The 25,789-nt window shown below is 59.5% G+C and carries 21 protein-coding genes; 7 read left to right on the top strand and 14 right to left on the bottom strand.

Going from position 1 to position 25,789, the window contains the following annotated elements; all coding sequences use genetic code 11:
* Window positions 1–21 precede the first annotated feature (21 nt).
* The 6 genes from ACZRN6_RS09985 to ACZRN6_RS09960 form a co-directional block, all read right to left on the bottom strand.
* Window positions 22–327: a BufA1 family periplasmic bufferin-type metallophore gene (locus ACZRN6_RS09985; RefSeq protein WP_322143639.1), complete on the bottom strand. Its 306-nt coding sequence runs from the start codon at window positions 325–327 to the stop codon at window positions 22–24.
* Window positions 328–561: 234 nt separating this feature from the next.
* Window positions 562–1,263 carry an ABC transporter ATP-binding protein gene (locus tag ACZRN6_RS09980; RefSeq protein ID WP_003211664.1) on the bottom strand — a complete coding sequence of 234 codons (702 nt, stop codon included), beginning with the start codon at window positions 1,261–1,263 and terminating at the stop codon, window positions 562–564.
* Window position 1,264: 1 nt separating this feature from the next.
* Window positions 1,265–2,032, bottom strand: a complete 768-nt coding sequence (gene livG / locus ACZRN6_RS09975) for a high-affinity branched-chain amino acid ABC transporter ATP-binding protein LivG (protein ID WP_322143640.1) — start codon at window positions 2,030–2,032, stop codon at window positions 1,265–1,267.
* On the bottom strand, window positions 2,029–3,282 hold the full coding sequence (locus ACZRN6_RS09970; RefSeq protein WP_464007860.1) for a high-affinity branched-chain amino acid ABC transporter permease LivM: 1,254 nt from the start codon (window positions 3,280–3,282) through the stop codon (window positions 2,029–2,031). Before ACZRN6_RS09970 ends, livG begins: the two co-directional genes overlap by 4 nt.
* On the bottom strand, window positions 3,279–4,202 hold the full coding sequence (gene livH / locus ACZRN6_RS09965) for a high-affinity branched-chain amino acid ABC transporter permease LivH (RefSeq protein ID WP_322143642.1): 924 nt from the start codon (window positions 4,200–4,202) through the stop codon (window positions 3,279–3,281). The genes ACZRN6_RS09970 and livH overlap by 4 nt, the downstream gene beginning before the upstream one ends.
* 227 nt (window positions 4,203–4,429) lie before the next feature.
* Window positions 4,430–5,557 carry a branched-chain amino acid ABC transporter substrate-binding protein gene (locus ACZRN6_RS09960; RefSeq protein ID WP_322143643.1) on the bottom strand — a complete coding sequence of 376 codons (1,128 nt, stop codon included), beginning with the start codon at window positions 5,555–5,557 and terminating at the stop codon, window positions 4,430–4,432.
* Window positions 5,558–5,897: 340 nt separating this feature from the next.
* On the opposite strand from ACZRN6_RS09960, the gene ACZRN6_RS09955 reads away from it, so the two are divergent.
* Window positions 5,898–6,200, top strand: a complete 303-nt coding sequence (locus ACZRN6_RS09955; RefSeq protein ID WP_322143644.1) for a DUF2288 domain-containing protein — start codon at window positions 5,898–5,900, stop codon at window positions 6,198–6,200.
* Window positions 6,201–7,177: 977 nt separating this feature from the next.
* On the opposite strand, the gene ACZRN6_RS09950 is transcribed toward ACZRN6_RS09955, so the two are convergent.
* Both ACZRN6_RS09950 and ACZRN6_RS09945 read right to left on the bottom strand, forming a co-directional pair.
* A complete protein-coding gene (locus ACZRN6_RS09950; protein ID WP_464007859.1) occupies window positions 7,178–9,355 on the bottom strand; it encodes a hypothetical protein in 2,178 nt (725 codons plus the stop codon).
* A gap of 234 nt (window positions 9,356–9,589) precedes the next feature.
* Entirely contained in the window at window positions 9,590–11,851 is a 2,262-nt protein-coding gene (locus ACZRN6_RS09945; protein ID WP_322143646.1) for a putative bifunctional diguanylate cyclase/phosphodiesterase, read from the bottom strand.
* A 280-nt stretch (window positions 11,852–12,131) separates the two neighbouring features.
* Here ACZRN6_RS09945 and ACZRN6_RS09940 point away from each other — a divergent pair, with 280 nt between their 5' ends.
* Complete coding sequence (locus ACZRN6_RS09940; RefSeq protein ID WP_464007858.1) at window positions 12,132–13,478, top strand: spinster family MFS transporter; 1,347 nt, start codon at window positions 12,132–12,134, stop codon at window positions 13,476–13,478.
* Window positions 13,479–13,665: 187 nt separating this feature from the next.
* On the opposite strand, the gene rapA is transcribed toward ACZRN6_RS09940, so the two are convergent.
* Window positions 13,666–16,512, bottom strand: a complete 2,847-nt coding sequence (gene rapA / locus ACZRN6_RS09935) for an RNA polymerase-associated protein RapA (RefSeq protein ID WP_464007857.1) — start codon at window positions 16,510–16,512, stop codon at window positions 13,666–13,668.
* Window positions 16,513–16,730: 218 nt separating this feature from the next.
* Here rapA and ACZRN6_RS09930 point away from each other — a divergent pair, with 218 nt between their 5' ends.
* Window positions 16,731–17,072 (top strand): aspartate-semialdehyde dehydrogenase, encoded by a 342-nt coding sequence (locus ACZRN6_RS09930; RefSeq protein ID WP_464007856.1) that lies wholly within the window; start codon window positions 16,731–16,733, stop codon window positions 17,070–17,072.
* On the opposite strand, the gene ACZRN6_RS09925 is transcribed toward ACZRN6_RS09930, so the two are convergent.
* From ACZRN6_RS09925 to ACZRN6_RS09915, 3 genes are all read right to left on the bottom strand, one after another.
* The gene (locus tag ACZRN6_RS09925) at window positions 17,069–18,265 is read right to left on the bottom strand and encodes an aminotransferase class V-fold PLP-dependent enzyme (protein ID WP_464007855.1); all 1,197 of its coding nucleotides are present in this window, start codon (window positions 18,263–18,265) and stop codon (window positions 17,069–17,071) included. The two genes, ACZRN6_RS09930 and ACZRN6_RS09925, sit on opposite strands and share 4 nt — an antisense overlap.
* The gene (locus tag ACZRN6_RS09920; RefSeq protein ID WP_322143651.1) at window positions 18,262–18,732 is read right to left on the bottom strand and encodes a RidA family protein; all 471 of its coding nucleotides are present in this window, start codon (window positions 18,730–18,732) and stop codon (window positions 18,262–18,264) included. The genes ACZRN6_RS09925 and ACZRN6_RS09920 overlap by 4 nt, the downstream gene beginning before the upstream one ends.
* 88 nt (window positions 18,733–18,820) lie before the next feature.
* Complete coding sequence (locus ACZRN6_RS09915; RefSeq protein ID WP_464007854.1) at window positions 18,821–19,693, bottom strand: LysR substrate-binding domain-containing protein; 873 nt, start codon at window positions 19,691–19,693, stop codon at window positions 18,821–18,823.
* Between ACZRN6_RS09915 and ACZRN6_RS09910 the strand changes: the two genes are divergently transcribed.
* Together ACZRN6_RS09910 and ccoM are read left to right on the top strand one after the other, a co-directional pair.
* Complete coding sequence (locus ACZRN6_RS09910) at window positions 19,682–19,987, top strand: hypothetical protein (protein WP_464007953.1); 306 nt, start codon at window positions 19,682–19,684, stop codon at window positions 19,985–19,987. The two genes, ACZRN6_RS09915 and ACZRN6_RS09910, sit on opposite strands and share 12 nt — an antisense overlap.
* A 143-nt stretch (window positions 19,988–20,130) precedes the next feature.
* A complete protein-coding gene (gene ccoM, locus ACZRN6_RS09905) occupies window positions 20,131–20,247 on the top strand; it encodes a cytochrome c oxidase subunit CcoM (RefSeq protein WP_010176679.1) in 117 nt (38 codons plus the stop codon).
* A gap of 354 nt (window positions 20,248–20,601) precedes the next feature.
* On the opposite strand, the gene ACZRN6_RS09900 is transcribed toward ccoM, so the two are convergent.
* Both ACZRN6_RS09900 and ACZRN6_RS09895 read right to left on the bottom strand, forming a co-directional pair.
* Complete coding sequence (locus tag ACZRN6_RS09900) at window positions 20,602–22,077, bottom strand: inorganic phosphate transporter (RefSeq protein ID WP_177050519.1); 1,476 nt, start codon at window positions 22,075–22,077, stop codon at window positions 20,602–20,604.
* A 311-nt stretch (window positions 22,078–22,388) separates the two neighbouring features.
* Window positions 22,389–22,589: a hypothetical protein gene (locus ACZRN6_RS09895; protein WP_003219834.1), complete on the bottom strand. Its 201-nt coding sequence runs from the start codon at window positions 22,587–22,589 to the stop codon at window positions 22,389–22,391.
* A gap of 625 nt (window positions 22,590–23,214) precedes the next feature.
* Here ACZRN6_RS09895 and pcaR point away from each other — a divergent pair.
* Both pcaR and pcaK read left to right on the top strand, forming a co-directional pair.
* Entirely contained in the window at window positions 23,215–24,057 is an 843-nt protein-coding gene (gene pcaR, locus ACZRN6_RS09890) for a pca regulon transcriptional regulator PcaR (protein WP_464007853.1), read from the top strand.
* Window positions 24,058–24,202: 145 nt separating this feature from the next.
* The gene (pcaK, locus tag ACZRN6_RS09885; protein ID WP_464007852.1) at window positions 24,203–25,549 is read left to right on the top strand and encodes a 4-hydroxybenzoate transporter PcaK; all 1,347 of its coding nucleotides are present in this window, start codon (window positions 24,203–24,205) and stop codon (window positions 25,547–25,549) included.
* Window positions 25,550–25,789: the final 240 nt, after the last annotated feature.

Below are 25,789 nucleotides of genomic sequence, written 5' to 3'. Positions count from 1 at the left end.
GTACTCAGGCTGCGCAGGGTTTCAGGACTTGGCGGTGAAGGCCGCTTCCTGGCCAAAACCGCTTGGCGAGGTGGCGCTTGGGGTTTTAAGGCAGGTGCCGGCCGGGACCAATTTCCAGGCGTTGGCTTGATCCTTGACCTTCGAGGTGCCCGCGCAAGAGGTGCCAGCGCCTGCAGCGCAATCGTTCTTGCCGGCTTCGGCCACACCGAAGCATTTTTGCATGTCATCGGCAGCGTGGGCGGTGGTGGTCAGGGCGGACAGGCTCAGGGCCGAACCCAGGGCCAGGATGAGGGTAGCGGCGGACAGCGAACGGGTTTTGGTAGTCATGGTGTATCTCCAGCAGTGGGTTGAGTTGGCAAGCTTAGTTGCCTGCTTACACCACTAGAGATAGGGAGGAGGGATTCGTTACAAACCTGGCGAAAATAATTTCAGGTTTCGCCAAACAAGTGTGGGAGCTGGCTTGCCTGCGATGCTGACGCCTCGGTGTTTCAGTTCCACCGAGGCGATGCTATCGCAGGCAAGCCAGCTCCCACAGAGGCCGGCTTTTACTTCCAGACGGCATCAACCGCCCAAATAAGCCTCACGCACTTTCGGATCGGTCAGCAGTTGCTCGCCGCTGCCCTGCATCACCACCCGGCCGTTTTCCAGCACATAGGCGCGGTCGGCGATCTTCAGGGCCTGGTTGGCGTTCTGCTCCACCAGGAACACCGTTACACCGTCTTTGCGCAGCTGTTCGATGATGTCGAAGATCTGCTGGATGATGATCGGCGCGAGGCCCAGTGAGGGTTCGTCCAGCAGCAGCAGCTTGGGCTTGCTCATCAGCGCGCGGCCGATGGCGAGCATTTGCTGTTCACCGCCCGACATGGTGCCGCCCCGCTGGCTGAAGCGTTCCTTGAGCCGCGGGAACAGGTGCAGCACCTTGTCCATCTGCTCCTGGTAATCGCCCTTGTCGGTGAAGAACCCGCCCATGGCGAGGTTCTCTTCCACGGTCAGGCGCGCAAACACCCGACGACCTTCCGGAACCACCGCGATGCTCTTGCGCATGATTTCAGAGGACGCCTGGCCCACCAACTCTTCACCCATGTAGCGGATGCTGCCGCTGTGGGCCTGGGGCGAACCGCACAGGGTCATCAACAGGGTGGATTTGCCGGCACCGTTGGCGCCGATCAGGGTGACGATCTCGCCCTGGCGAACTTCCACGTTAACGCTGTGCAGCGCCTGGATCTTGCCGTAGAAAGTGGAAACGTTTTCGAATTGCAGCATTTTACGCTTCCCCCAAATAGGCTTTGATCACGGCCGGGTTGTCGCGGATCTGCTCCGGCGTACCGTCGGCCAGTGGCGTGCCCTGGTTGATCACGACGATATGGTCGGAGATGCTCATGACCAGTTTCATGTCGTGTTCGATCAGCAACACGGTGGCGTTGTTTTCTTCACGCAGCACACTGATCAGCGCCTTGAGGTCTTCGGTTTCCCTTGGGTTCAAGCCGGCGGCCGGTTCGTCGAGCATGAGGATCCGCGGGCGGGTCATCATGCAGCGAGCGATTTCCAGGCGACGTTGCTGACCGTAGGCCAGGGTGCCGGCAGGGCGGTTGGCAAACTCGGTGAGGTTGACCTTGTCCAGCCAGTACTCGGCGTACTCCATGGCCTCGCGCTCGCTTTTGCGGAACGACGGGGTCTTGAACAGGCCTGCAAAGAAGTTGGTGTTCAGGTGACGATGCTGGGCGATCAACAGGTTCTCGACCGCCGTCATGTCCTTGAACAACCGCACGTTCTGGAAGGTCCGCACCACGCCCTTGCGGGCAATCTCGTGGCCGGCCAGGCCCTGGATCGGCTGGCCGTCCAGCAGGATGGTGCCGCCCGCCGGCTTGTAGAAACCGGTCAGGCAGTTGAACACCGTGGTCTTGCCGGCGCCGTTGGGGCCGATCAGGGCTACAACCTGTTTCTCTTGCACGGTCAGGGCCACGCCGTTGACCGCCAGCAAACCGCCGAAGCGCATGCTCAAGTTTTCGACTTTCAGGATCTCGCGGCTCATTTGCGCAGCTCCATGTGTGGACGTTGCATGGGCAGCAGGCCTTGAGGGCGCCAGATCATCATCAGTACCATCATGGCGCCGAACATCAACATGCGGTATTCGCTGAACTCACGCATCATTTCCGGCAGCAGGATCATCACGATCGCCGCGAGAATCACGCCCAGCTGCGAGCCCATGCCACCCAGTACCACGATGGCGAGGATGATCGCCGACTCGATGAAGGTGAACGACTCCGGGGTCACCAAACCCTGGCGAGCGGCAAAGAAGCTGCCGGCGAAACCGGCGAAGGTTGCCCCGAGGGTGAAGGCCGAAAGTTTGATGATTGTCGGGTTCATGCCCAACGCACGGCAGGCGATTTCATCTTCGCGCAGCGCTTCCCACGCGCGTCCGATCGGCATGCGCAGCAAACGGTTGATCACGAACAAGGCCGCCAGCGCCAGCAACAACGCCACCAGGTACAGGAACACCACTTTGCTCACCGGGTTGTAGTCGATCCCGAAGTACTCATGGAAGGTCTGCATGCCTTCGGCCGCGGTGCGGTCGAACGACAGCCCGAAGAACGTCGGCTTGGGGATGCTGCTGATGCCGTTGGGGCCGCCGGTGATATCGGTGAGGTTACGCAGGAACAGACGGATGATTTCGCCGAAGCCCAGGGTCACGATCGCCAAATAGTCACCACGCAAGCGCAGTACCGGGAAGCCCAGCAGGAAGCCAAATGTGGCCGCCGCCATGCCGGCCAGCGGCAGGCAGATCCAGAAGCCCCAGCCCAGGTAATGCGAGAGCAGCGCGTAGGTATAGGCACCCACGGCGTAGAAACCCACATAACCCAGGTCGAGCAAGCCGGCCAGGCCCACCACGATGTTCAGGCCCAGGCCCAGCAACACGTAGATCAGGATCAGGGTGGCGATATCCACCGCGCCACGGGAACCGAAGAACGGCCAGATCAACGCGGCCACGATCAGGCCGGTGATGATGTAGCGCTGGGTGCGCGGCAGGGTCAGGAACTGGCTGACCTTGGGCGACACCAGTGGGCCACGGTTGCCTTTGAACAGGGCACCGACCTGCTGGGTAAACAGCACGCGCAGGAACATCAACACCGAGCACAAGGCAATGATGGTCAATGTCACCGGACCGGTGCCATGCACTTCAAGGTTGATCCCGACAATGCTCAACTTGAGCCCGAGTACCGGAAAGGCCACGGCCCAGACCAGCAAGGCGCTGAAAAACGCCGATTTAAGATATCTGCTCATACTTTCTCAACCTCCGGACGGCCCAGAATGCCGGTCGGCCGGAACAACAGCACCAGAACCAATAGACCGAATGCCACCACGTCCTTGTACTGGTCGCCGAACACATCAGCGCCAAAGGCTTCAGCCACACCCAGCACCAGCCCGCCGAGCATCGCGCCCGGAATGCTGCCGATGCCGCCCAATACCGCCGCAGTGAAGGCCTTGAGGCCCACCAGGAAACCGGCGTTGGGGTTGATCACGCCGTACTGCATGCTCAACAACACGGCGGCGACAGCGGCCAGTGCGGCACCGATGACGAAGGTCAGGGCGATGATGTTGTTGGTGTTGATGCCCAACAGGTTGGCCATCTTGATGTCTTCGGCGCAGGCCCGGCAGGCGCGTCCCAGACGGGAGCGGGAGATGAACAGGGTCAGGCCGAGCATCGCCACCAGGGTGACGACGAAGACCAGGACCTGCATGTAGGAAATCAGCACTTCTTGTGCGCCACCTGGGCCGAAGGAGAAGTTCCCCGGGATCAGGTTGGGAATGGATTTGTCCTTGGAATCCTGGGACAGCAGTACGGTGTTCTGCAGGAAAATCGACATGCCGATCGCAGAGATCAGCGGGATCAAGCGGTTGCTGCCACGCAAGGGGCGGTACGCAACGCGTTCGATACTGTAGCCATAGGCACTGGTTACGACGATGGACGCCAGGAACGCAGCGGTCATCAACAGCGGCAGGGAATGGATACCCAGCATGGCCAGCCCGGCAAGGGCGATGAAGGCCACGTAGGAACCAATCATGTACACCTCGCCATGGGCGAAGTTAATCATTCCAATGATGCCGTAAACCATTGTGTAGCCAATGGCTATCAAGGCATAGGTGCTGCCAACGGTCATGCCGTTAACCAGCGTTTGGAAAAAATGATAGATCTCAGGCATTACAGCGCTCCTAAAAACCCGATACGCATTTCACTGGTGGAGTCATTTCCGGCTCGGTGCCCTGTTCTGTGACAGAGGTTGCACAAAGCGTTTGCCAGCGAACCGCTGGTGACGGTTTTAAGATTTTCAGGTGAGCCAGCGCCCGGATCGCGGGTGACAGGCCCATAAACCTCGTAAAACAAAGCCCACTGCTTGCACAGTGGGCTTGTTGACCAGAAACGCCTGGCTTACTGAGGGGAAACTTCGGTTTTTGGTTTGCCGAAGTGCCATTCGTAGACCACGAACTTGAAGTCCTTCAGGTCGCCCTTGGCGTCGAAGCTCAGGTCGCCGGTTGGGGTCTTGAAGTTACCGGCGTGGATGGCAGCAGCCACTTTGGCGGTGTCTTCGCTCTTCGCGGCAGTGATACCGCCGGCGATCACTTCAACAGCCGAGTAGGCCGGGAACACGAACGGACCGGTTGGGTCCTGCTTGTTCTTGGCGAACTCTTCAACGATTGCCTTGTTGGCAGGATCGGTGTCGAAAGACTTCGGCAGGGTAACCAGCAGGCCTTCGGAAGCGCCTTGGGCGATTTGCGAGATGGAGTCGTTGCCGACGCCTTCTGGGCCCATGAACTTGGCGTCCAGGCCTTTTTCCTTGGCTTGGCGCAGGATCAGGCCCAGCTCAGGGTGGTAGCCGCCGTAGTAGACGAAGTCGACGTTGGCTTGCTTGAGTTTCTGAATCAGCGAGCTGAAGTCTTTATCGCCAGCGTTGATGCCTTCAAAGACGGCGACTTTCACGCCTTTCTTCTCGAGGGTCTGCTTAACGGCGGTAGCGATGCCTTCACCGTATTGCTGCTTGTCGTGAACGACGGCAACCACTTTTGGCTTCACGTGGTCGGCGATGTAGTTGCCGGCAGCCGGGCCCTGGGCGCTGTCCAGGCCGATGGTGCGGAAGATCAGCTTGTAGCCACGGGAGGTGATTTCCGGGCTGGTGGCCGCCGGGGTGATCATGATCACGCCTTCGTCTTCGTAGATGTCGGATGCTGGCTGAGTGGAGCTGGAGCAAAGGTGACCGACCACGAACTTGACGCCGTCGTTGACCACTTTGTTGGCGACGGCCACGGCTTGTTTAGGATCGCAAGCGTCGTCGTATTCTTTGGCTTCGAGCATTTTGCCATCGACGCCGCCCTTGGCGTTGATGTCGGCGATGGCCTGTTTGGCACCCATGAACTGCATGTCGCCGTACTGGGTCACAGGGCCGGTTTTAGGGCCGGCAATACCGATCTTGATGGTGTCAGCTGCGAACGAATGGCTGGCAACCCCGGCCAGGACCATAGCGGCAAACAGTTTGGAAATCTGCTTAGTAGCCTTATTCATAGTGCTCCACTCTTACTGTTGTATTTTTTATAGTTCTAGCGGCCTTGTGAGCTGCAGAACCGGATCAGATATCTGGGATATCCCCCGGCAGCGGCCTGGCAACTGTACCGGTACAGTGTAGAGCGCCGGTTGATCGCTTGAAAAGCTGGCTGCTGGGGGCAAAACCCGGGTATGTCGCTTAAATGAAAGAAAAAGACAGAATTGCGGCGGGGTGATGCCAGAGTCTCGGGCAATCCTTGGCTTTCCTGACACTTTCGTTCGGTGCCTCATTTGCAACTGGGTTTTTCTGCCTGGTGCTCGACGGTATGATTGCGCCGATTTTTTCTACAGGTGAACTCCCATGACGCAAGAACCTAGCACCCTCTATGCCAAGCTGCTTGGTGAAACCGCCGAAATTTCCTGGAAGGAGCTAGAGCCGTTCTTTGCCAAGGGTGCCCTATTGTGGGTCGACGCCGGGCTGGATTTGATCGAGGCCGCCGAGGGGATGGCTGAGGATAACCGTGACAAAGTCGCTGCCTGGCTGGCTGCGGGGAGCTTGGGCGAGGTGTCTGCGACGCGGGCATTGGACCTGGTTGAGCGGGGGCCGGCGCTTTGGGCGGTGGTGGTTTCGCCTTGGATTCTGATCCAGGAAAGGGCGGCGTAGGAAGTGTCTGCACAAAAACGGTGCGGGATTTTTCGGGGTTTGAGTGTGTAGCGGGGTAACTGGTTTCGCCGTGATGGCATGTTGCCGTAGAGAAAGGTCACAGGCGGGGGTTACGTGCGCGTCATGGGAACAGTTTTGCTCGCGTCGGAATGCGGTGGGAATTGTTTCTGGGTGTGAGTTTTGGGTGTTTATCCGTTGCTGCGGTAACGGCTGATATGGGTTCCGCTCTTACAGCGGGTCACTTTTGAAAAGCGCAAAAGTAACCAAAACGCTCTGCCCCGCCTGTCGGCGCCTCGCTGTGGCTCGGCGTGCCCTCACTCCGGCATTGCTCCGCGGGCCGCCGCGACGGCCCGTCCCTGGCCCGTCGCGGCTAAACCGGCGTCCTGCCGGTTTACCCGCTCCTCAATCCCTGCGTTCGGCCTCGGGCTGAATGGGGCAGTCAGATCAAAAGCAAGATCAAGAACACGGCGGCCTGAAAGCCGACCTGAGTGTTAAAAGCCAAAGCAAAAGCTGTAGGAGCTGGCTTGCCGGCGATGCAGGCGACTCGTTCTTTCAGATACACAGAGGCGATGCCATCGCAGGCAAGCCAGCTCCCACATTTGAACCGTGCCCGCCTGCTTTAGCTTTTGATCTGGCTTTTAACACTCAAGCCGGCCTGTAGGCCGCTGTGTTCTTGATCTGCTTGTGATCTTGATCTTAGGCGCCCCGTCAACCACGCTGGCCGAACGCAGGCTTTGGAGCGTGGGTAACCCGGCAGGACGCCGGGTTAGCCGCGCTGGGCCAAGGATGGCCCATCGCGGCGGCCCACGGTCCAAAGCCTGCGTGAGGGCACACCGAGCCTAAGCGAGGTGCCGAGTGGTGGGGCAAGAGCCTTTTGGTTACTTTTGGGCTCCTTTCAAAAGTGACCCGCCGTAAGGGCGGAACCCATATCGGCAACAACCCAAATAACGGATATACACCCCACCCAAGAAACAAGCCTACGCAGTCTTCCCGGTATGGTTGTTCAACGAAATAACCTTGGTCTTCCCAATCCGGTGACGATAAATCTCACGCAGGTACTTGATCGCCTTCTTCACACAATCCCGCGACAGCCGAATATCGTTGATCGACACAAACTTGTCCTTGTCGTTGATCAACTCACGATACTTCTTCTCATACATCGGTTTGATCGCATACCAGTTGGTATCCAGAATCTTCGCCGGGTTTTCAAACTCATTGAGTAACTCGTCAATCCGGCCCTCATCAAAATCCTCATGGATGATGAAATCCAAAATCGAATTATCCAGCGTGTCATCAAAGCGATACGGATTGCGCGCAAAGCAGCGCTTGATAAACGCCACGATCAACGTCAAAAAGTCATCCGACAAACATGGGCTCTTGGCGATCAACGTTGTCAGCGACAAGTTGGCCGACGCCCCGATCACCAACGCATAACGCTTGAGCGTGGTATTGGGAAACAGGCTGTTGAGGTGCGTCTTGAGCCGGTTCAGGTCCATATAGGACAGTTTGTAATCCTTGGGCAACGATACAATCGACACCACCGACGAGCAGTTCTTGAAGAAGTGCAAGTCATGCAGCGCCGCCGCGTCATACCCGGAATTCTTGTACTGCTCCAGCGATGCCTTGTAGCGCTTGGACTCGATCGGCAACAGGCTGATACCTTCGATCGCCTGGGTCACTTTGTTGAAGTGCGGCAAATCAATGGAGCGGAAAAACAGGTCATCGATATTCAGCCGCTGCGGCTCTTTTTCGAACACCTTGAACTTGTCGCTCGACGGCGCCGGGGTTTCCGGAACCACGGATTCGGCGTAGGCAATCGCCACCGGACCGGCCAGGCTCATGAACAGGTCGTTGGCATCCAGGCGGATGGTTTCGCCGATGTCGATCCCGGCCCGACGGAAGTAGTTCTGGTCGTAGTCAGTCGTCACCGCCTGGGCCGTCAGAATGTTGAAGATCTGCTGCGAGATGTATTGGTTGGCGTGCTTTTCCATGGCATTGACGTCAATGTTCTGGATGTTGCCGTCATCGCTTTCTTCGGCATAACGCATGATGTCGTTGGAGATCAGCATCATCGCGTTCCACGGCCGGATGCGGCCTTTCACGCTGGCTTCGCTGCTGTCTTCATTGTCGAAGTTGTACGAGAAGTCCCATTCTTCTGACAGGTATTTGCACAACAGCCGCCCGGCGTTGATGTGCAGTGCCTCGGACATTTCGCTGCGGTGGTCGGAGATGTTCGGCAGTACGCAAATGCCGCTGGTGAAGATCGGCTCGAACACAAAGGCATGGCCGCTCTTGCTGTCGTGCTCGTCGGCAGGCTTGGTGTCGAACGTCTTGTTCATGTACGAGTGCTGCTGGGCCAGGCCGAATTCCGAGGCCATGCCCGAACCGGTGCCGCCGCCAGCGCTGAAGATCGAGAAGTACAGGCGCGACTGGTTGGCCTTGATGCCGCAGGAGTCGATCAAGTACGAGTGGATCATCTTCCAGTCGGGGCTGGAAAAGCGCTGGGTGTCTTTGTTGAGGATGATCTTGGCCAGGTACTGGCCGAGGATCGGTGCGTTACCGGCGCCGCCAGCATGGACTTCCGAGAGGTCCATGATTTTCATCTTGCTGTAGTCGCGCAGGAAGCCGCTTTTCTCACCCTTGCGCGAGAAACGGATGCGCCCGGCGATGTCCTTGTCCAGGTCACCCAGCATCACCAGTGGCTCGACCAGGAACACCGGCTTGGTGCCTTTGTTCGAGCCCAGGCGCAGGTTGTTGCGAATCCACTGGGCCGGGCGGTAGCCCTTGTCGGTGGACTTGTCTTCGGTGCTGAATTCGTTGAGATAAAACTTGCGGGCGTTGTACACCAGCTCCGCCACATCCAGGGCAATGTTCGAACCGCAGCGGCCCAGGCCGATCAGGCACACCGACGGGAACTCTTGCTCGTTGCGCAGTTCACCGTCGACTTCCAGATGCGGTGCGCGCGGAAACACCATGTCGCGCAGGCCGTCGAGGTTATCGAGGATGCGGTCGGTGTTGGTCTCGGTGAAGTACAGGTATTGCTGGGTGGCCAGCGGGCGGGCGGTGCTCAATGACTTTGAACCTGAGGGTTTTTCCGCAGGAGCTGTCAGCAACACGTCGGATACCGCGGTGGCAGAGTTATTTTTAGAAGTCATTGTGCGCCATGTGCCTGGACGGATGGCTGAAGAAGCATCAAATAGCCATCACGGAATGAGAGATCGCGACTTTACAGTGCGTCCTAGTCCTGGGCGATAGGGTTTAACCCTAGGGTTTTTAGGGGGAATCCTGGCCGGACTCTGATGAATCGGCCGTTCGTCGGAGTTCTTTAACGAAATGATGGCGAATTGCCAAATCCGTGGGAGCAAGCCCCTCCCACAGTTTATTCAGATTCAGCGAATTGGCCGAACGATGGAGGCGGGGCCCGTACGACCTGAAGGCGGGTCTTTCGGCGCGGCTTCTGTGCCGGTGAGGCCCAGCAGGCTGAACATGTTGTGCTGATCGAGGCCGTTGATCACCGCGCCAATATCACTCATCGGCACCGCTGCACTGAGCAGGTAACCCTGAACGAAATCACAGCCGTGTTGCTGCACCACTTCAAACTGTTGCAGGGTTTCCACGCCTTCGGTCACCACCTGCAAGTGCAGGGTATGCGCCATGCCGATGATGGCCTGGACGATCTCGATGTCGGCGTTGGACTTGGGAATGTCCTGGATAAAGGAGCGGTCGATTTTCAAGGTGTTCAGCGGCAGGCGCTTGAGGTAGGCGAGAGACGAATAACCGGTGCCGAAGTCGTCGATCGACAGCGACACGCCCAGGGCGCGAATTTGTCGCAGCAGCGCCAAGGTGCTGCCGATGTTGCCCATCAGCGCGTTCTCGGTGACTTCCAGTTCCAGGCGGTGGGCGGCAATCCCGCCGAAGCGCAGGGCGCTCTCGATTTCATCGGCCAGTTCGTCACGAGCCAGGTTCAGGGCCGAACAATTCACGGCCATGATCAGTTCGGTGTGGCCCTGCTCCGAAAGCAGGCTCAGGTCATGGCAGGCTTGGCGCAGCACCCAATGGTCAAGTTCGGCAATCAGCCCGTTGTTTTCGGCAATGCTGATAAACCGGTCAGGGGTGAGCAGGCCATGTTGGGGATGCTGCCAGCGCACCAGCGCTTCAAGGCGCGTGATCTTGCCTTTTTTCAGGTCAAGGATCGGTTGGTAGAACAACACCAGTTCGTTCTTGCCCCGTAGCGCGGCGCGCAGCTCTTCTTCGAGTTGGAGTTCCAGGAAGGCCCGGGTTTTCAGGTTGGAGCTGAAGAAATTGAGGCTGTTTCGCCCGGCATCCTTGGACTGATACAGCGCCAGGTCAGCGGTTTTCAGTAGTTCTTCGCTGGTCTTTCCGTCTTCGGGGAAGAGGCTGATGCCGATGCTGGTGGTCATCACCATGCGCCGGCCGGCCAATTCGATGGGGTCTTTCATTTTCTGCATGATGCGCTGGGCCATGTGCCGCGCTTCATCGCGATGGTGGATGCTGATGAGGATGCAAAACTCGTCCCCGCCAAATCGCGCGACCACGTCGTCATGGCTGCGCACCGAGCTTTTGATATGGCTGGCCAGCACGGTGAGCAACTCGTCACCGGCGTCATGGCCGAGGCTGTCGTTGATGCGCTTGAAGTGGTCGATATCCAGGAAGATCACCGCCAGCATGCCGTCGCTGGCGGTTTTTTCTGCGAGCTTTTCGGCAAAAATCTGGTTGAAGCCGCGACGGTTGAGCAAGCTGGTCAAGGCGTCGTAGTGCGCCACCTGTTGCAGGGAGGCCCGGGCCTGGTCCAGCTCGGTGAGCAGTGCATTGACCCGGCGCAGGTCGGTTTCCTTGTGTTGCAGTTTCTTGTCCGCCAGGGCGGCGCTGATGCTGCTGCCGATCACCAGTAAGGCAATGACTGCCACCAGCAGGCCCAACTGGATCGGGTTGTTGTCGACGGGCAATGCCGCCGGCACGACATCCTCCGGCACCAGTAGCTGCATGGCCGCCATGCCGGTGAAGTGCATGCTGATAATGCCGGCCCCGAGCACCAGGCTGGCTGCGTACTTGAGCAATTGATGGAACATGCCGGTGCCGTTGCGCAGGTACAGCGACAGCAGCAACGCCGCCAGGCTGGCACCGATGGCGATCACGACGGAGGCGAGGAACAACCCGGTCTGAAAATACACACCGGCTTCGGAGCGCATGGCGGACATGCCGACGTAATGCATCAGGGCAATACCCAGCCCCATCCATACCGACGCCAACATGTACTGATACAGGTGCAAATGCGCGTGACTGAGAGTTTGCATGGCGAACAGCGATGCGATCAGGGCGATCAGCAGCGAGGCAAACGTCATGATCAATTCGTAGTGAATCGCGATAGGCGCCTGGAAGGCCAGCATGCTGATGAAGTGGGTCGCCCAGATTCCGCCGGCCAGGCAGCCCGCGCCTACCCAGCGCCAGTGCCGTTGAGCCTTGGGGTTGTCCACATGGCCGACACGCTCGGCCATGTCCAGCGTGCCGAAGCCCGCTGCACACGCCACTACATACGCAAGTAGCACCAGAAAGGGGTTATGACTGCAATTGAGTAATAAGTGCCCGCTGTCCGGAAGGTCGGTAAAAAAATGCAAACCAAGCCATTCCATAGCATGTCCCGTTACAAAGTCTTCGCCTGACAATGCTTTGAGTATAGAGAGCCTGAGCGGGTTGCAAGGGTTGATGGCAGATTGCTTCTAATCATTTGGCGATGAAGTTATAAACAACTAGAACTAAATGAATAGGGATGACCGCCAGTGTCGCCCGATGGAGTGACATCAGACTTACGAATCATTACAGACAATCCCCCCGAGCCTGACTAGATTGCAGGTTCCGGGCCCAGGATGCGTCTGGCATCGCGGCTCACATAACAATAAAAGAGACGGACCCATGCAGAACTCGACCCAAGCGGCGAATGCCTGGCGCATTCTGTTCCTGCTGTTCCTGGCCAACCTGTTCAACTTTTTCGACCGCACCATTCCCGCGATCATCATCGAACCCATCCGTATGGAGTGGCACCTCAGCGACTTCCAGCTCGGCATCATCGGCACCGCGTTCACCCTGGTTTATGCGATTGCCGGCTTGCCCCTCGGGCGCATGGCCGACACCGGCTCGCGCAGCAAACTCATGGGCTGGGGCCTGGCGGTGTGGAGCGGCTTGACGGCGGTCAACGGGCTGGTGGGCAGCTTCTGGACCTTTTTGCTGGTGCGCATGGGCATCGGCATCGGTGAGGCCAGTTATGCGCCAGCGGCCAACTCGCTGATTGGTGACCTGTTTCCGGCGCATCGTCGGGCCCGGGCCATGGGCATCTTCATGCTGGGCCTGCCCTTGGGGCTGTTGCTGGCGTTCTTCACCATTGGCGCGATGGTCAAGGCGTTCGACAGCTGGCGCGCGCCGTTCTTTATTGCGGCGGTGCCGGGGTTGATCCTCGCGGTGTTCATGTTCTACATCAAGGAACCCAAGCGCGGCGCTGCAGAAACCGTGCAAGTCTCCCAAGAGAAAGTCGACCGCCCGATTCGCCGGGTGCTGGCGGTGCCGACGTTCCTTTGGCTGGTACTGGCGGGCTTGTGCTTCAACTTCGCCACCTACGCCTGCAACTCGTTCCTGGTGCCGATGCTGCAGCGCTATTTCCTGCTGCCGTTGCAGGATGCGGCGGTGGCAACGGGGGTGATTGTCGGGGTGACCGGCTTATTTGGCCTGACGCTGGGCGGTTGGGTGGCAGACAAGATCCATCAGCGGGTGGCCAATGGTCGGCTGTTGTTCGCGGCGTGCAGCTTGATTATCTCCACCGTCACTACCGCCTGGGCGCTGCATGCGGGGCGGATCGAGATTGGTGTGTTTGTGGCGCTGTTCAGTGTCGGCTGGCTGTTTGCCTATAACTTCTACACCTGCGTGTACACGGCGATCCAGGACGTAGTCGAGCCGCGCCTGCGGGCGACGGCGATGGCACTGTTCTTCGCCGGCTTGTATTTGCTGGGCGGGGGCATGGGGCCGATTGTGGTGGGCGGGTTGTCGGATCATTTTGCCCATTCGGCGATGTATGCCGACGGTGCCCAGCAGATGACTGAAGCCTATAAGGCGGTGGGACTGCATGACGCCATGTACCTGATTCCGGTGGCGCTGTTTTTGACCATGCTGTTTCTGTTCCAGGCGTCCCGCAGTTTTGTGCGCGATGCCCAGCGGATGAAGGATGGGTTGGGGGTGGTGGAGGTGCCGGCCAGGGCGGTTACTGCCTGAGATCGAGGTGAGGCCATCGCAGGCAAGCCAGCTCCCACAGTTGACCGAATTGTTGCTGATGTACACCGTCAATGTGGGAGCCGGGCTTGCCCGCGATGAGGGCATCAAGGTCACCGATGAAACCCCGTGAATAAAAAAAGGCCCGCATTGCGCGGGCCTTTTTGTTTGGCAGGGTAGGGCGGCGAGGTTAGCCCGCGACCAACACCCGGATCGCTTCCAGTCGCAGCGCCGCCTTGTCGAGCATGGCCAGGCCTTGCTCGCGCTGTTGGCGCAGGGCAACCAGTTCGCTGTCACGCACAGTCGGGTTGACCGCTTGCAACGCGGTCAGGCGCGCCAGCTCTTCATCGGTATCCGCCGCCAGGCGACGTTGAGCCTCGGCCACACGCTCGGCGTGACGCGGGGCAATCTTCTCTTCACCGGCGTTGATCCGTGGCGTCAGCTGGTCGCGCTGGGCCTGGATGAACTTGTTGGCGCTGGCCCGTGGCACGCTTTCCAGCTGGTCGTTCAAGGTCAGGAACGAGACGCGGCCCGACAGGTCATTGCCGTTGGCGTCCAGCAGGCAACGCAGCGCCGCCGGTGGCAGGTAGCGGCCCAGTTGCAGCGAGCGCGGGGCAACCACTTCGCTGACATAGAGCAGTTCCAGCAACACGGTGCCCGGCTTGAGCGCCTTGTTCTTGATCAGCGCCACGGCGGTGTTGCCCATCGAACCGGACAACACCAGGTCCATGCCGCCCTGCACCATCGGGTGTTCCCAGGTGATGAACTGCATGTCTTCGCGCGACAGTGCCTGGTTGCGGTCGTAGGTGATGGTCACGCCTTCGTCGTCGCCCAAGGGGAAGCTGGCGTCGAGCATTTTTTCGCTGGGCTTGAGGATCAGTGCGTTTTCCGAATGGTCTTCGCTGTCGATGCCGAAGGCGTCGAACAGGGTTTCCATATAGATCGGCAGGGTGAACTGATCGTCTTGCTCGAGGATGTCTTCCACCAGCGCATCACCTTCGCCGGCGCCGCCGGAGTTGAGCTCCAGCAGACGGTCGCGGCCGGTGTGCAGCTCGGCTTCGAGGCGCTCGCGCTCTGCACGGGCCTCGTCGATCAGCGCTTGCCACTCACCGTCGTCGGCGTTTTCCAGCAGCGGCAGCAGGCGCGGGCCGAACTGGTGCTGCAAGGCGTTGCCGGTCGGGCAGGTATTGAGGAACGCATTCAGCGCTTCGTGGTACCACTGGAACAGCCGCTCTTGCGGGCTGGTTTCGAGGTACGGCACGTGCAGTTCGATCACATGCTTCTGGCCGATCCGGTCCAGACGGCCGATCCGTTGTTCCAGCAGGTCCGGGTGGGCCGGCAGGTCGAACAGCACCAAGTGATGGGAGAACTGGAAGTTGCGGCCTTCACTGCCGATTTCCGAGCAGATCAGCACCTGGGCGCCGAACTCTTCGTCTGCGAAGTACGCAGCGGCGCGGTCGCGTTCGAGGATGTTCATGCCCTCGTGGAACACCGTGGCCGGGATGCCGGAGCGCACGCGCAGGGCGTCCTCCAGGTCCATCGCGGTTTCGGCGTGGGCGCAGATCACCAACACTTTGGTGCGCTTGAGCATTTTAAGCTGGTCGATCAGCCACTCGACGCGCGGGTCGAAACGCCACCAGCGTTGTTCTTCGTCCACGTCCGGCTGCGACTGGAAGCTGACTTCCGGGTACAGCTCGGCGTGTTCGCCCAGGGGCAGTTCGAGGTATTCGTCCGGGCACGGCAGCGGGTAGGCGTGCAGCTTGCGCTCCGGGAAGCCTTGCACGGCGGCGCGAGTGTTGCGGAACAGCACACGGCCGGTGCCGTGGCGGTCCAGCAGTTCGCGCACCAGGCGGGCACTGGCTTCGGCGTCGCCATCGTTGACGGCGGTCAGCAGCGCTTCGCCTTCGTTGCCGAGGAAACCCTGGATGGTCTTGTGGGCGGCTGGAGACAGGCGGCCCTTGTCCAGCAGCTCCTGGACGGCTTCGGCCACCGGGCGATAGTTTTCGCTCTCGGCGCGAAAGGCGTGCAGGTCGTGGAAGCGGTTCGGGTCCAGCAGGCGCAGACGCGCGAAGTGGCTGTCCTGGCCCAGTTGCTCAGGGGTTGCGGTCAGCAGCAGCACGCCCGGAATCACTTCGGCCAGTTGTTCAACCAGCGTGTACTCGGGGCTGGCTTTCTCTTCGTGCCAGACCAGGTGGTGAGCTTCGTCGACTACCAGCAAATCCCAACCGGCGGCGAACAGCGCGTCTTGGGCTTTCTCGTCGTCCACCAGCCATTCCAGGGCCACCAGCGCGAGCTGGGTGTCTTCGAACGGGTTGGCAGCATCGCTTTCGATAAAACGTTCTTCGTCGAACAGCGCGACCTGCAGGTTGAAGCGGCGGCGCATCTCCACCAGCCACTGGTGCTGGAGGTTTTCCGGCACCAGGATCAGCACGCGATTGGCGCGGCCCGACAGCAACTGGCGATGGATCACCAGGCCGGCTTCGATGGTCTTGCCCAGGCCCACTTCGTCGGCCAGCAAAACCCGTGGCGCGATACGGTCGGCGACTTCACGGGCGATGTGCAGTTGGTGCGCGATAGGTTGCGCGCGCACGCCGCCCAGGCCCCAGAGCGCAGACTGCAACTGGCGGCTGGTGTGTTCCAGGGTGTGGTAACGCAGGGAGAACCAGGCCAGCGGGTCGATCTGGCCGGCGAACAAACGGTCGCTGGCCAGGCGGAACTGGATGAAGTTCGAGAGTTGGGTTTCCGGCAGGGTGACCTGCTCGTTCTGCCCATTGAGGCCGTGGTAGACCAGCAAACCGTCGACGTCGTCGACTTCTTGCACGGTCATTTTCCAACCTTCGAAATGGGTGATGCTGTCACCCGGCGAAAACCTCACGCGAGTGAGGGGCGCATTCCGTAGCGCATACTGGCGAGTGTCGCCAGTGGCCGGATAGAGCACGGTCAACAAGCGGCCGTCCTGTGCCAGAACGGTGCCTAACCCCAGCTCTGCTTCGCTGTCACTAATCCAGCGTTGCCCCGGTTGATACTGCTGCGCCATGCTGCCTGACTCCCGCCGTGAAAAAGCCGACTATCTTAACGGAACACGGGCCCCAGCCAAAGGACTCTGACAAAAACTACCAAGCTTTACAGGTGGTTCGGGCTGCAATCGACGGGTGGCAAGGCACTTGCGACTGACGACTGAGTCACAACTTGGCAAACGAAGGCTCAAGTGGATGCCGCGCCAGCCGACAGCCTGCTGACAGGAGACTAATAATTATGCTGCCACCCATGCTGCCCTTGAGTGTTGTGCCGGTCACGTCGCAGCTCGACCCGGTCCGTCAGAAACCGGATATCCCGCCCGTGGCGCCTGTTCAGGCAAGCTCCAACGAAAGCACCATCGACCTGCAAAAACGCGACCCCGAGGAAGCGGCACTGTTGCTGCGCGAGGAACAGCGACGCCAGCAGGAACAGCAAAGGCGCCGTCGCGAAGCCGACGAAGACCCGCACGAGCACCTGGCCATTCCCGGTGACGAACTCAACGCCGACAACACCGTGCCCGTGGTGCCGCTGATCGAAGATGCGCCCCGGCAAGGCTTGTGGGTGGACGTCGAGGTTTAACCCCGCAACTCGTGCAGGGCGGCGGACAGTTGCTCGATGTCTTGCGCGGTATTGAGGTAACTCACAGAGATTCGCGCCACGCTCTGCAGCTGGCGGGCCTGCATGTCCAGTGGGGTGTAGGGCACGCCGTTGGCGCCAATGTTGATCCGCTTGAGCCCCAGGCGCCGTTTGAGCTCGAAGGCGTCCCAGCCGGCGAGGTTGAAGGCGATAAGGCCGGACTGGTTCGCGGCAGTTCCCAAATCATGCAAGGTAACCCCCTCGATTCGGCGCAGTTCTTCGCGCAGGCTCTCGCTTAGAAGCTGGACCGTCTGGCGGACGTGCTCAACCCCCAGCCGATTGATCTCCAGCAGCGCATTGCCCAGGCCTGCCAACAACGCGAATGACACTTCGCTGGTTTCAAAGCGCCGCGCGTCGTTGCGCAGATCAAAACCCGCAGGGCTCCAGGGTGCAGAAAGCACGTCGCGCTGGGCCGGGTTCAAACGCTCCAGAAAATCCGCCCGCACGTAGAGCAGCGCTGTCCCGCGCGGGCCCCGTAGATGTTTGCGCCCGGCACCCTTTAGCACATCGCACCCCAACGCTTGCACATCCACCGGCACTTGGCCGATGGCTTGCCCGGCGTCAATGAAGTAGGCGATACCGTGACGCCTGGCCAACTGGCCGATGGCCTCGGCGGGGTTGATCAAACCGCTGTTGGCGGGGAGCCAGGTCAGGTCGATCAACCGCACCCGGGCGTCGAGCATGGCTTCCAGGCCGGCGACAGACACGGCGCCGGTTTCATCGCAAGGGATCACCTCCACCTGTGCACCGGCTTGCACGGCCGACTGCATGCTCGCCAGGTTGCCGCCCCATTCGTGGCGGCCCACCAGGATGCGGTCACCCGCTTGCCACGGGCCCAGGGCCTGGAACGCCATGCTCCAGGCGGTCGAGCCACTGCTGGCAAAGGCAATCGAGGACGCCGGCGCATTAAGCAATTGGGCAGCGGCGCGACGGGCTTTCTCCGCCAGCAGCGCACCGTGCTCGCCAGCTTCCATTGGGCCGTCGCGGGCTTCGCGCTGCAACTGGTCAATGATCGCGTCGAGCGTCCCCTGGCTGGGCAGGGATGCTCCCGCGTGGTTGAAGTGGACGATGCCCGACTGGCAGCCCGGCGTTTCGTCGCGTAGTGCCCGGACTTGCGCCAGGGACAGCACGGTCACGGTTGCAGCTCGAAAATCGCATCGATCTCCACCGCCACGCCGCCCGGCAGACTGGCGACGCCCACGGCAGTGCGGGCGTGGCGGCCTTTGTCGCCAAGGGCGTTGACCAGCAGGTTCGAGGCGCCATTGGCCACCGCGCCCTGGCGCTGGAAATCCCCGCTGCTGGCGATAAACACGCCCAGCCGGATGATGCGTACCAGCCGCGAAAGGTCATCGCCCAGGGCATCGCTCAATTGCGCCAGCAGGCCCAGCGCGGCGAGTTCGGCAGCCTTGGCACCTTCGTCTTCGCTGATGGATTCGCCCAGCCGGCCAATGAACGTCGGTTTGCCGTCCTGCAGCGGGATTTGGCCGGAGATGAACAATTGGTTCTGGCTGATCACGTAATTGACGTAGTTGGCGATTGGCTGGCTGGGTGTCGGCAGGCTCAGGCCGAGGGCTTGTACACGTTGGGCAATGGAGTGGCTCATGTTGAATCCTCTTGGGAAGAGTCATCAGCATGGGCAGGGCAATTTTTGCCGACAAACGGATAGATCTAACTCGACGTATCAAAATAACTCATGCGTCGGCACAGGTTTGCTGCAGCCACTCACTGAAACAGGTGGCTGCTTTGCTGATATCGCCTTGCGGGGTGATCAACCAGTAGCCGATCTCGCTCTGGTAGGGCGGCCAGTCGAAGGCTTTCACCAACGTGCCGTCCTTCAGTCGGCGTTCGATCAGGCGGTGACGGCCCATGGCAACGCCCTGGCCGGCGACGGCGGCTTCGACCACGATGTTGTAGTCGTGCAGCAACGCCTTGGGGTAATGCTCCACGTCCACCTGGTAATGCCTGGACCAGTCGGTCCACTCAAAAGGGCGGTGCGAGGTGGCCATCAGCAATGGGCCGTTATCCAGTTGGCTGGCCTTGAACGCCGGGCTGCACACCGGCGACAGTGTTTCGCTCATCAGGCGCGTGGCCTGCACGTCGGCCCAGTCGCCCTTGCCGTAGCGAATCGCCAGGTCGACCTCGGCCGCGGCGACATCTGCCAGCTGAATCGCCGGTACCAACTCCACCTGGATGTGCGGGTAACGGCTCAGAAACCCGGCCAGTCGCGGCGCCAGCCACAAAGTGGCGAACGAGGCGAGCAGGCCGATGCGCAGCACGGTGGTGGCGGGTGGCGTTTGTTGCTGGCGGGTGGCGGCGGCGATGGCGTCAAGGGCCGGGCGGATTTGGTCGTAGTAGTGTTGGCCGTCTTCAGTCAGATCGATGGCGCGGGTGCGTCGGATAAACAGCGGCTTGCCCAGGTGCTGTTCGAGCTTTTGTACCTGATGGCTGAGGGCACTTTGGGTCACCGACAGCTCGGCGGCGGCCTTGATAAAGCTCAGGTGCCGGGCCACGGCCTCAAAGGCGCGCAGGGCCAGGAGCGGGGGAAGGTCCTTGTGCAGTGCCACGTCGAACGCTCTTTTTTAGGGGGGGAGAGGGGGATTTTGCGGGCAAATGCGCGGGATGACATCGATTTTGTTTACGCGGGATTGGCACAGGACGCATTATTGGAGCATCCAAGCCATTACGTAAGCCAAGCCATGAGTGATGACGACAAACTGATAGACCTGAACGCCGAGCGGGCCAAACGTGTGCATGACCTGAATGACAAGCGACTGAATGAAGTGCGCCAGGCGTTTGAGCAGGCGATGCCGTTGGGCAAGGCGAGGAAAAAGCCGAAAAACAAACCGAAAAAGCGTTGATATAGCCTGCATCGATTGATGCAGGTCAGTTATTCCCCTTCTTTACGCTCCGTCGTGGGCGACATTGATCCTCGTCAATTTCTTGCATCGTCTTCTTGGTTAACTTAGCCCTATCGCAACAGGGCAAGTGCAGGAGGCCAGTCATGTTTTTCGATAATGTGGTATTTGCCGGAGTGCTGACGGTTGGCCTCATGGTGATGTTCTTTGTCGGGTTTGGAATTTTTATCTGGAAAGACGCTAATAAGCGTAAGAAGCCTTAGGTCTTTTCGGGATACATGAGCACGCAAGGCATTTTGGGCGACTTCGGTCGCCTTTTTTTTGTTTTGGATTTTTTGATTTGTGTACATATCCGGTGCTGCGGTAACGGCTACAGCACGCAGCCTCGCTGGCGCTCGACAGCTGCTACGGGCGGTGTGGCTCTGCTTTTCTGTGGGAGCTGGCTTGCCTGCAATGCAGACAACTCGGTCTTTCAGACATACCGATGTGATGCCATCGCAGGTAAGAGCGGAACCATAAGTCGCCGTTACCTAAATAACGGATATACACCCCAACCCCAGCCATAAAAAAAGGCGCAACCCTCACAGGTCGCACCTTCTTCGCAAACGCCAGAACCGTCAGCTACCCAAAGCCTTGGATGCCAACCAGAACAACCCGGCCGAAAGGCCCACAGTCGCCGGTAGCGTCAACACCCAAGCCATCAAAATGGTCTTGACAGTGCCACCTTGCAACCCGCTCTTGTTAGCCACCATGGTACCGGCCACACCCGAAGACAACACATGGGTCGTGGAAACCGGCAAGCTGAAGATGTTGGCCAAGCCAATCATGCTGGCCGTGGTGATCTGCGCCGACATGCCCTGGGCGTAGGTCATCCCTTGCTTGCCGATCTTCTCACCAATGGTCAACACCACACGCTTCCAGCCCACCATGGTGCCCAGGCCCAGGGCCAACGCCACGGCCAGGATCACCCAGAACGGTGCATATTCGGTGGTAGCCGTCAGGTCCTTGCGCAACTTGTCCAGGTCCGACTTTTCACGCGCATCCAGGCCAGGCAACTTGCCGACCTTCTTTGCGGTGTCATCCAGGCACAACAGGTAACGACGCACTTCAATCCGATGCTCGGCGGTCAATGAATGGTAGTCAGAGACACCCTTCAAAGTACCCAGCAACGCATTGATAGTCGGTTCAGTCTGCTGCGGATTGCACTGGAACTTGCCCGGCAAATCATCTTTCACGCTTTTGCCCAAGGCAAGGAACTCACCAAGGGTTTCGTGATTGCGCTGGTAGAACTGATTCAAGTGCAGCGTGGCGTCGCGGGTACGCTCGATCTGGTAAGTGGTGCTGCCCAGGTCCAGTACAAACTGCGCCGGCACAATACCAATCAACACCAGCATGATCAGGCCAATACCTTTCTGCCCGTCGTTGGAGCCGTGCACAAAGCTCACGGCCATCGCCGAAATCACCAGTACAAGGCGGTTCCAGAAAGGCGGGTGCTTCTTGTCGTCGAGCTTGCGGCGCTGGTCCGGCGTCTTGTGCATCTTCGACAGCGGGCGCCACCATTTCAGGCCGAGCAGCACCAGGGCTGCCACCACGAAACCAGCCATCGGCGAGAACACCAGCGAGGCGCCGATATCGATCGCTTTCTGCCAGTTGACACCGTCAGCCAGAGGAATGTCGTTGATCAGGGCGTTGGCCAGGCCGACACCAAGGATCGAGCCGATCAGGGTGTGGGAGCTGGACGCCGGGATCCCGAAATACCAGGTGCCGAGGTTCCAGGTGATGGCCGCGGCCAACAATGAGAAGACCATGGCCAGACCGTGGCCGGTGTTCACATTGATCAGCAGTTCCACCGGCAGCAAGTGCACGATGGCATACGCAACACCGACACCACCGAGCAACACGCCGAGGAAGTTGAACACCCCGGAGAAGAACACGGCCAGATGCGGCGGCATGGCTTTGGTATAGATGACTGTGGCAACCGCGTTAGCGGTGTCATGAAAGCCATTGATGAACTCGAAGGCGAGGACAAAGGCCAGGGCGAGCAACAGGCTCACTAGAACCCAAGCATCCAGTCCGCTGAATAAATCGATCATGAAGGTTTTCTGACCCGGTCGTAAGGGGGCGCGATTATGCCAGAAAACATCGGTAATCAATGCACTAGCTGCTCATCGGTAACATTCTTCAATGAAAAAAAAGCCAGGGGAAGGGCGCACCCCAGCGTTTTTGGGGCTTTGGCAAGTCTTTGATTTAAAACGAATAGGGCGAAAATAAACGGGTTAAACCGCAAAAAGGGGATGCCTGAAACAATTGTATGAAATTTCGGTAAGACGCCATGAAGGGGCGTCCCTCCGCCAGTGCGGTACTGGCAGAGAGATGGCACCTCTGGAAGCTCAACCCGAATCGCTTATGGCTCTTCGGCCTTGAGGTCCTGTTCAATCTTTTGGATTTCCTGGGCAAAGGCCTGGTCGAGCAGACTGGCTCGTTTACGCCATGGCTTGCGTTCAGGTTCTGGCTGGGCGGCGTAGGTGGTGACTTCCCCGCCGTAAACATCCTTGTAACGTTGTTCCTGGCGCTCAAGTTCCGCGCGCAGTTCGTCTTTCGTCACATTGTTACCTAATTGAGTTGAGTTTAATTCCAGTGAAGCGCGATGCGGCAAAGGATAAACCAGTTCCTTATTGCAGGCGGCCACGGCACCGGAAGAAGAACAGCTGTCGTAGCAACAGTTTTGTTTTCACAGTCGCAAGCAATTGGCAGCATCTTGAATGAGTGTCAGGTACTTGCGAGGGGGCATGCACAAAGTCTGTACGTTGCCTGATCAGGCCCCACGGTTTGATACGGGCCTGGCCTCGCCTAGGATGCATTATAGCGATGCGTTTGAATAACACTATCGCGATCAAGTTAAAAAACGTCAACTTTGTGTGAGGGTTTTGTTACACGGGCATGTGAGGTTCTTGCTGAACTATTGGCGCCATAAATTCTGCGGTGTTCTACAAGCGGTAAATAAACCTTAAGTTCCCTCGTACATCAGCTGATTCCGAAGTCGATTGAAGGCAAGCCCAGCGGGGTGCTGGTTTGGATCACCCACCGACCGGCGGTCACAAATTGCGATAATCGAATGATCGTCCGATAATCGCCCGATGTTGGCCCTGTTGCCTTGTGTATCAATTGCACGGCGGCTTGTAATAGCAGTCACCTCCCGCTGCGGTTAAAAATAAGAGAAAGGACCCCAAATGAACGATCAATTGCGCAACTCCTTCGCATCAGTGGCGCCGCCGATCGTTGCGTCACCGGCCAAGCGCATCCAGGCGTTTATCGGTGATCCGGACTTCATGACTTCCCTGGCCCGTGGCCTGGCCGTGGTGCAGGCGTTCCAGGAGCGCAAGCGCCACCTCACCATCGCGCAGATCAGCCACCGCACGGAAATTCCTCGCGCAGCCGTGCGCCGTTGCCTGCATACCCTGATCAAGCTCGGCTACGCCACCACCGACGGGCGCACCTATTCGCTGCTGCCCAAGGTGCTGACCCTCGGCCACGCGTACCTGTCGTCCACGCCTCTTGCAGTGTCGGCCCAGCCGTACCTGGACCGCATGAGCGAGCAACTCCACGAAGCCTGCAACATGGCCACCCTGGAAGGTGATGACATCCTCTACATTGCCCGCTCCGCCACCACCCAGCGCCTGATTTCGGTCGACCTCTCGGTGGGCGGCCGCCTGCCGGCCTATTGCACCTCGATGGGCCGCATCCTGCTGGCCGCGCTCGATGATGCCTCGCTGCAGGACTACCTCGACCATGCCGACCTGCAAACCAAGACCAGCCGCACCCTCACCACCCCGCAAGCCTTGTTCGAATGCCTGCAGGAAGTGCGGCAGCAGGGCTGGTGCATCGTCGACCAGGAGCTGGAGCAGGGCCTGCGTTCCATTGCCGTGCCGGTGTACGACGCTTCCGGCCAGGTGCTGGCTGCGCTGAACGTCAGCACCCATGCCGGGCGGGTCAGCCGCAGTGAGCTGGAGCAGCGTTTCCTGCCGAGCATGCTCAGTGCCAGCCAGGAGTTGAGCGCCCAACTGTTTGCCTAAGCTGTTCGGTGATCGCACAGATCCCGGCCGGATGAATTGACGGTGTTTCCCCAGGCTTATTAATGTGCGGCAGCGCTCTGCGCCAAGCCAATAATAATGACGACTCAGCGTCGTTCGCCCGCCCCTCGGTGTGGAAATAAAAATAATGAATCAGCCTTCACCTGTTGTCGGTACGTGCCTGGACGTTCAGTCCTTCATCAACGCCCAGCCGCTGTCGCGGTACCAGTGGCGCGTGGTGATCCTGTGTTTTCTCATCGTTTTCCTCGACGGCCTCGACACTGCCGCCATGGGCTTTATCGCCCCGGCGCTGTCTCAGGACTGGGGCATCGACCGCGCCAGCCTCGGCCCGGTGATGAGTGCCGCGTTGATCGGCATGGTCTTTGGCGCCCTGGGTTCCGGGCCGCTGGCTGATCGCTTCGGGCGCAAGGTGGTGCTGGTGGGGGCCGTGTTGGTGTTTGGTGCCTTCAGCCTGGCGTCGGCCTACAGCAGCAACGTCGATCAATTGCTGATTTTGCGTTTTCTCACCGGCCTGGGCCTGGGCGCCGGCATGCCGAACGCCACGACGCTGCTCTCTGAATACACCCCCGAGCGCCATAAGTCGCTGCTGGTGACCAGCATGTTCTGTGGCTTCAACCTGGGGATGGCCGGTGGCGGGTTTATCTCGGCCAAATTAATCCCGGCCTTTGGCTGGCACAGCTTGCTGATGATCGGCGGGATTTTGCCGTTGATCCTCGCGGTGGTGTTGCTGGTGTGGCTGCCGGAGTCGGCGCGTTACCTGGTGGTGCGCAATCGCGGTACCGACAAGGTGCGCAAGACCCTCGCGCCCATCGAACCAAGCATCGTCAACCAGGCCTCAAGTTTCAGCGTGCCCGAGCAAAAAACTGTCAAGGCGCGCAACGTGTTTGCGGTGATCTTCTCCGGCACCTACAGCGCCGGCACCTTGCTGCTGTGGCTGACTTACTTCATGGGCCTGGTGATTGTTTACCTGCTGACCAGTTGGCTGCCAACCCTGATGCGTGACAGCGGTGCCAGCATGGAACAGGCCGCGTTTATCGGTGCGTTGTTCCAGTTTGGCGGCGTACTGAGCGCAGTCGGCGTGGGCTGGGCGATGGACCGGTTCAATCCCCACAAGGTCATCGGCACCTTTTACCTGCTGGCCGGGGTGTTTGCCTACGCGGTGGGGCAGAGCCTGGGCAATATCACGCTCCTGGCGACGCTGGTGCTGGTCGCCGGGATGTGCGTCAACGGTGCGCAGTCGGCGATGCCGTCTTTGGCGGCGCGTTTCTACCCAACGCAAGGCCGCGCCACCGGCGTGTCGTGGATGCTCGGCATCGGCCGTTTTGGCGCGATCCTCGGTGCCTGGATGGGCGCGACCTTGCTGGGCCTGGGCTGGAACTTCGAACAGGTGCTGACGGCCCTGGTGATTCCGGCGGCATTGGCCACTACGGCGGTGGTGATCAAGGGCATGGTCAGCCATGCCGACGCTACTTGAAGCGATTTTTGTAGGCGCGAGCTTGCTCGCGAAGGTCTTTAACGATGACGTTGGCATTCTGAATGAACGCGGCGTCTTCAAGTTTTTCGCGAGCAACCTCGCTCCTGCAGGGAAAGATAGCTTGCAAACAATTCGTTCGATAATCGAACACTCAGTCGATTATCGGATTGTTTGGCTTCAACCCCCGGCTTAATCTTCAAGCACTTCGGCGCTGCCTCCAGCGCCTTTTTCGATCCATAC

It is taken from the genome of Pseudomonas sp. A125 (assembly GCF_055409485.1).
Note: the sequence above shows the minus strand (reverse complement) of the source record. Positions and strands in the feature narration are given on the sequence as shown.

Excerpts from the sequence above, each read along its gene's own strand:
- ACZRN6_RS09985 (WP_322143639.1), bottom strand. The coding sequence starts at position 327 with ATGACTACCAAAACCCGTTCGCTGTCCGCCGCTACCCTCATCCTGGCC.
- ACZRN6_RS09980 (WP_003211664.1), bottom strand. The coding sequence starts at position 1,263 with ATGCTGCAATTCGAAAACGTTTCCACTTTCTACGGCAAGATCCAGGCG.
- livG (WP_322143640.1), bottom strand. The coding sequence starts at position 2,032 with ATGAGCCGCGAGATCCTGAAAGTCGAAAACTTGAGCATGCGCTTCGGC.
- ACZRN6_RS09970 (WP_464007860.1), bottom strand. The coding sequence starts at position 3,282 with ATGAGCAGATATCTTAAATCGGCGTTTTTCAGCGCCTTGCTGGTCTGG.
- livH (WP_322143642.1), bottom strand. The coding sequence starts at position 4,202 with ATGCCTGAGATCTATCATTTTTTCCAAACGCTGGTTAACGGCATGACC.
- ACZRN6_RS09960 (WP_322143643.1), bottom strand. The coding sequence starts at position 5,557 with ATGAATAAGGCTACTAAGCAGATTTCCAAACTGTTTGCCGCTATGGTC.
- ACZRN6_RS09955 (WP_322143644.1), top strand. The coding sequence starts at position 5,898 with ATGACGCAAGAACCTAGCACCCTCTATGCCAAGCTGCTTGGTGAAACC.
- ACZRN6_RS09950 (WP_464007859.1), bottom strand. The coding sequence starts at position 9,355 with ATGACTTCTAAAAATAACTCTGCCACCGCGGTATCCGACGTGTTGCTG.
- ACZRN6_RS09945 (WP_322143646.1), bottom strand. The coding sequence starts at position 11,851 with ATGGAATGGCTTGGTTTGCATTTTTTTACCGACCTTCCGGACAGCGGG.
- ACZRN6_RS09940 (WP_464007858.1), top strand. The coding sequence starts at position 12,132 with ATGCAGAACTCGACCCAAGCGGCGAATGCCTGGCGCATTCTGTTCCTG.
- rapA (WP_464007857.1), bottom strand. The coding sequence starts at position 16,512 with ATGGCGCAGCAGTATCAACCGGGGCAACGCTGGATTAGTGACAGCGAA.
- ACZRN6_RS09930 (WP_464007856.1), top strand. The coding sequence starts at position 16,731 with ATGCTGCCACCCATGCTGCCCTTGAGTGTTGTGCCGGTCACGTCGCAG.
- ACZRN6_RS09920 (WP_322143651.1), bottom strand. The coding sequence starts at position 18,732 with ATGAGCCACTCCATTGCCCAACGTGTACAAGCCCTCGGCCTGAGCCTG.
- ccoM (WP_010176679.1), top strand. The coding sequence starts at position 20,131 with ATGTTTTTCGATAATGTGGTATTTGCCGGAGTGCTGACGGTTGGCCTC.
- ACZRN6_RS09900 (WP_177050519.1), bottom strand. The coding sequence starts at position 22,077 with ATGATCGATTTATTCAGCGGACTGGATGCTTGGGTTCTAGTGAGCCTG.
- pcaR (WP_464007853.1), top strand. The coding sequence starts at position 23,215 with ATGAACGATCAATTGCGCAACTCCTTCGCATCAGTGGCGCCGCCGATC.
- pcaK (WP_464007852.1), top strand. The coding sequence starts at position 24,203 with ATGAATCAGCCTTCACCTGTTGTCGGTACGTGCCTGGACGTTCAGTCC.